Source organism: Halopseudomonas sp., assembly GCF_041579695.1.
In the GTDB taxonomy this organism is placed as follows: Bacteria; Pseudomonadota; Gammaproteobacteria; order Pseudomonadales; family Pseudomonadaceae; genus Halopseudomonas.
This window is the reverse complement of sequence record NZ_JBFGFI010000130.1, coordinates 1-5,065: the sequence shown is the minus strand read 5'-3', so window position 1 is coordinate 5,065 and position 5,065 is coordinate 1. Positions and strand designations below refer to the sequence as shown.

The 5,065-nt window shown below is 61.5% G+C and carries 9 protein-coding genes; all 9 read right to left on the bottom strand.

Going from position 1 to position 5,065, the window contains the following annotated elements:
- Nucleotides 1-636 (bottom strand): ABC transporter substrate-binding protein (locus ABYA88_RS15215; RefSeq protein ID WP_373188235.1); only part of this gene is annotated, 636 nt, incomplete at its 3' end.
- On the bottom strand, nucleotides 636-1,061 hold the full coding sequence (locus ABYA88_RS15210; protein WP_373188234.1) for an MFS transporter: 426 nt from the start codon (nucleotides 1,059-1,061) through the stop codon (nucleotides 636-638). The genes ABYA88_RS15210 and ABYA88_RS15215, both read right to left, overlap by 1 nt.
- Nucleotides 1,061-1,672, bottom strand: coding sequence for a GTP cyclohydrolase II (gene ribA, locus ABYA88_RS15205; RefSeq protein WP_373188233.1), 612 nt, complete (start codon nucleotides 1,670-1,672; stop codon nucleotides 1,061-1,063). The genes ABYA88_RS15210 and ribA overlap by 1 nt, the downstream gene beginning before the upstream one ends.
- 117 nt (nucleotides 1,673-1,789) lie before the next feature.
- Nucleotides 1,790-2,443 carry a TIGR02281 family clan AA aspartic protease gene (locus ABYA88_RS15200; protein ID WP_373188232.1) on the bottom strand — a complete coding sequence of 218 codons (654 nt, stop codon included), beginning with the start codon at nucleotides 2,441-2,443 and terminating at the stop codon, nucleotides 1,790-1,792.
- A gap of 22 nt (nucleotides 2,444-2,465) precedes the next feature.
- The gene (locus ABYA88_RS15195) at nucleotides 2,466-2,951 is read right to left on the bottom strand and encodes a phosphatidylglycerophosphatase A (RefSeq protein ID WP_373188231.1); all 486 of its coding nucleotides are present in this window, start codon (nucleotides 2,949-2,951) and stop codon (nucleotides 2,466-2,468) included.
- Entirely contained in the window at nucleotides 2,944-3,936 is a 993-nt protein-coding gene (gene thiL, locus ABYA88_RS15190) for a thiamine-phosphate kinase (RefSeq protein ID WP_373188237.1), read from the bottom strand. The genes ABYA88_RS15195 and thiL overlap by 8 nt, the downstream gene beginning before the upstream one ends.
- Nucleotides 3,937-3,967: 31 nt before the next feature.
- Entirely contained in the window at nucleotides 3,968-4,447 is a 480-nt protein-coding gene (nusB, locus tag ABYA88_RS15185) for a transcription antitermination factor NusB (protein ID WP_373188230.1), read from the bottom strand.
- A complete protein-coding gene (gene ribE / locus ABYA88_RS15180; RefSeq protein WP_373188229.1) occupies nucleotides 4,444-4,923 on the bottom strand; it encodes a 6,7-dimethyl-8-ribityllumazine synthase in 480 nt (159 codons plus the stop codon). Before ribE ends, nusB begins: the two co-directional genes overlap by 4 nt.
- A 58-nt stretch (nucleotides 4,924-4,981) precedes the next feature.
- Nucleotides 4,982-5,065: hypothetical protein (locus ABYA88_RS15175; RefSeq protein ID WP_373188236.1), on the bottom strand; the 84-nt coding region annotated here is incomplete at its 5' end.

Here is a 5,065-nt window from a genome sequence, read left to right as displayed (position 1 = left end):
GCTTTCACGTCCCACTTGCGGTGCGAGGACGGGCAGAGCCCCAAATATGTTGCGTGCACCGCAGTGACGCAGCGCATCGCCAATCAGTTGCTGGTCGCTTACCGTATAGAGTGGATCGTCCCAGAGCTGCACGAAAACCCGAGGCGCATCAGCAGTCAGCGGGCGATGCAGGCGCGCGAGCGATTGCTCGAAGTCGGCAGCCAGTTGCCGGGCCCGCTGTTGCATCCCCAGCAGGTGGCCGAGCTCGCGGGTCATGTCGGCAATATCAGTCAGACGTTGGGGATCGAACCGCTCAACGCGCAAGCCCCACTTCTCGAGCTGGGCAAGCAACTGGGGGTCGTTTCCCGAAGTCCAGGCCAGCACGAGATCGGGTTGCTGCGCGAGAATCAGTTCGCGGGACAGCGTCTGATGGCCACCGACGCGGACCACAGTATCGAGCGTCTGATCCAGTTGTCCGTCATCCAGAACGCCTACCAGGCGGTCGGACGCGTGCAACTGGATCAGCATATCGGTCAGGAACGGGGCAAGACTGACAATCCGCCGGGCTTCATCAGGCGCCTCGGCGGTTTCCGCGCTGGCCTGTGCACTACCCCAGGCCAACCAGAGGCAGGCCAGGGCAAGCAGCCAGCGCCGCACTACTTTACCCAGGCAGAGGGCGGACGATACAGCAGCATGACGCCCATGCTCGCCAGCACCAGCAGGGTCAGCGGCACGATTTCGGAGGTGCATACGTAGTGCAGCATGCCAATCCATGCCGGCAGCTTGGCATTGAGCAGACCGAGCAACTGCTCGCGCTGCAGGGTCACCCACGCATCGGCGGCCTCGGGGGCTTCGCCCAGGCGGTCGGCCTCGATCAATGCGGCCTTGTAGCGGCGGAACCGCCAGAGCGACAGGAACAGGGTTGCCAGTCCCAGGACAAACAGCCAGAGGGCGCCTTCTTCCCAGGCGCCCGGCTGGTCTTTCAACAGCCAGGCCAGTGCTATCGGCAGACAGAGCGTGACGATGCTCTGCATCCGCCAGTTACGCCGCAGGGCGCGCCAGTGCTGGGTAGGGTCGAACATTATTCTTTCTCCGCCTGATGCATCAGCCCCAGCATGTGGCCGAGCTTGCCGGCCTTGGTTGCCAGGTACTTGCTGTTATGGGGATTGAGACCAAATTCCAGCGGCAGGCGCTCGGTGACTCTCAGACCGTAACCTTCCAATGCCTTGACCTTGCGCGGGTTGTTGGTCAGCAGACGCAGGCTGGTAATACCCAGGTGCTCAAGCATTGGCTGGCAGATGCCGTAATCACGCTGGTCTGCACCAAAACCCAACAATTCGTTGGCTTCCACCGTATCGGCGCCCCCATCCTGTAGATGATAGGCCCTGATCTTGTTCATCAAGCCTATGCCACGACCTTCCTGACGCAGATACAGTAACGCGCCGCGGCCTTCTTCGGCGATTGCCTTGAGGGCGGCCTCCAGTTGGAACCCACAGTCGCAGCGCAGGCTGAACAATGCGTCGCCAGTGAGGCATTCAGAGTGCAGGCGACCCAGCACCGGCCTGCCGTCGGCTACATCGCCCATGGTCAATACCACATGTTCCTTGCCGGATTCCGGTTCGAGAAAGCCATGCATGGTGAAGGTGCCCCAGCGGGTGGGCAATTTGGATGACGCAACAAAGGTGACTGACACACCTGGCTCCTGTCCGGTTGCTGCAATAACGGGCCGCTATATTATCAGGAGAACGGCAATGCCGCGATGCATAGCGCTATGGCGAATGTGTCGACATGTCGCCGTAGAGCGCAGCGGTCAGTGCCGGCTTTCCAGAATCAGGGTTTCGCCGTTGTCGATCATGCGTATGCGGCTGAGATAACTGTTGCCCAGCAGCACCTCGATCGGAAAACTGCCTTCCAGAACGATCCCCTCGACATTGGTCAGCTCGATATCACCCACCTTCACTCGATCCAGCATGACCCGGTAAGCCTTTTCCTGCCCGCTCGCGGTATTGGCCATGATCGGCACCCCGGTCAGGCGGTAATCGATTCCCAGGCGCTGCGCCTGAAAGGAATTCATCGCCACGCTGGTGGCACCGGTATCAAGCATGAACTGGACGTTCTGACCATTGATCGAACCCACGGTACGAAAATGGCCGCCGGCGGTACGGCCGACGGTTACCTGCTTGCGCTCCACCGCGGCGAAACCGTCGCTGTAGTCGCGCTGCAGGGACAGCTGACGGGTCTGCCCGTTTATCCGCAAGGTGGCGGTACTGCTGTCTGCAGCCACCAGTTCAACGCCCTGCGGCCCAGGCTTGCCGACGCGCAGCATGTGCCGCTGGCCATCAATATTGACCACCGCTGCGCCGGAAAACAGGCCCACTACCCGTACCCGGGGCTCGGCGTCCGCCAGACCTGCAGCGAGACCCAGAGCCAGAACCAGACTCGCAATGACTTTCTTCCCTGGCATCACCATTCTCCTTGAGCTGTAATCAGATCAGTTGCTCGACCACCAGCAGAACCGCCAGTGCCATCAGTCCGGCGAGTATATCGTCCAGCATGATCCCCAGTCCGCCGTGCAGCTTGCGATCCACCCAACTGATGGGCCAGGGCTTGAGGATGTCGAAGAACCGAAAGAGTACGAAACCACCGATCAGCCACCACCAGCCCGGCGGCGCCAGCAGCATGGTCAGCCAGTAACCGACGAACTCGTCCCAGACAATGCCACTGTGATCGTGCACGCCAAGATCCTTCGCCGTACGCCCGCAAAGCCAGACGCCGACCAGGGTGCTGAGGACAAGCACGGCCAGATAGCCGGACAATGGCAAATGCTGCCACAACGGGACGAACGGAACCGATGCCAGCGTGCCCCAGGTGCCTGGTGCCCGACGTACGGCGCCGCTGCCAAAGCCAAACGCGAGAAAATGAACAGGATTGCGCCAGACTGATGCCGGCGCGTATTCAGACCGCTCAGACATTACCGCCTCCCTGGAAGTGCTGGAAACCGGAATGCACAACAACCTCTTCGAGCCCCTGCCCGTCGTCAAGCCAGATACCGCTCCCGGCCACCGCCTCACCGATCACCTTGACCCCGAAACCCAGGGATGACCACACGTCCAGGCAGCTTATACTGGCTACTGGCAGGGTGAACAACAGCACGTAGTCGTCACCACCGCCCAGCATCCACTCCCGTCGCTGCGCCTGCGGCCATGCATGCAGAGCTTCGGAACAGGGCAGATCGGCAACGCGGATATGCAACGCCACTCCACTGGCCTGGGCCAGATGGTTCGCGTCGGCAATCAGCCCGTCGGAAACGTCCAGGCCTGCGCTGGCGACCCCTGCGAGTTCGAGCCCGAGATCGCACTGTGCCAGCGGCCGCCAGAAACGCTGGAACAGGTAATCGCGCGCGGTGTCGCTGATATCGCCCGGAAGATGTTCGCCCAGCGCAACAGCCAGCCCGCCGGCACCATCACCCAGGGGGCCGCCGACGCACAGCAGATCACCGGCATGGGCGTCGCCGCGGCGCACCACATTGCGCGGTCGGACCTCACCGAAAACAGTTACGTTGATATTCAGCGGGCCACGCGTGGTATCGCCGCCGATCAGGCTGATGCGGTGATCGCGCGCGGCATCAGTGAGCCCCTCGGCAAAACTCTGCAGCCAGCTCTCATCCACTTCAGGCAGCGTTAGCGCCAGCGTGAAGCTCAGCGGCCTGGCGCCCATGGCCGCCAGATCGCTCACGGCCGCGGCAATGGCTCGATAGGCCAGATTGGCCGGGATGTAGTCATGCGGAAAGTGGGTGCCCAGCACGACGGTATCGGTGGATACCACCAGTTGCTTGCCGGCAGCCGGGGCGATCAGCGCGGCATCGTCGCCGATGCCCAGGGTGACATGCTCCGGACTGCCCGCACCCTCCAGCGCAACGCTGCGAAAATACCGGCCAATCAGTTCAAACTCACCCAGCGGCATGGCTGCGGCCTTTTACAGATGGCTTTCAGCGCCCCCTGCGGGACGCATTGACCTCGACACTGCGCAGGCGAGGAGCCAGCTTGTCGAGAATGCCATTGACGTATTTGTGACCATCGGTGGCGCCAAATATCTTGGCCAGTTCGATGCCCTCGTTGATCACTACCTTATAGGGCACGTCGATCCGATGCACAAGTTCATACACCCCCAGGCGCAGAATCGCCATCTCGACCGGATCCAGCTCCCGCACCGGCCGATCCAGCACTCCGCCCAGGTGCTCGTCGAGCTCGGTCAGATTGCGACCTACGCCAGTGAGCAACTCATGAAAATAGGCGCCGTCGACCTTGGCAAAATCATTGTCGGCACGATACTGGGCTTCAATATCGGACAGCGGCAGATCAGCCACCTGCCAGCCATAGAGCGCCTGGACCGCAAGACTGCGGGCCTTGCGCCGAGCCGATGCCTTGGGCCGGCCTGCACTGGCCGGCTGCTGGTCGGACTCGCTCACTTGGCCTCCAGCTGCTTGAACAGGCTGACCATTTCCACTGCAGACATCGCCGCCTCGGCACCCTTGTTACCCGCCTTGGTGCCGGAACGCTCGATGGCCTGCTCGATGCTGTCCACCGTCAGTACACCAAACGCAACCGGAATACCGTACTCCAGCGACAGACTGCCGATACCCTTGACGCATTCGCCGGCCACGTACTCGAAGTGCGGCGTACCGCCACGAATAACTGCGCCCAGCGTGATGATGGCGTCGAACTGTTTGGTGTCGGCGACCTTCTTTACCACCAGGGGAATTTCGAACGCGCCCGGAGCTCGTACAATTGTGATGTCCGCCTCTTTCACGCCGTGGCGCTTGAGCGCGTCAATCGCGCCGGACAGCAGGCTTTCCACCACAAAGCTGTTGAAGCGACCGACGACCAGGGCGTAACGGCCCTGTACGGATACGAAATCGCCTTCAATGGTACGTATAGCTGACATGTCATCTCTCTCTTAAAGAACCGGCTGCGCACCAGGCGCAGTCGTGGATCGTGTGCGTTTATTCGCAGGGCAGGTATTCTACTACTTCCAGGTCGAACCCGGATATGGCATTGAACTTCATCGGCTTGGACAGCAGACGCAT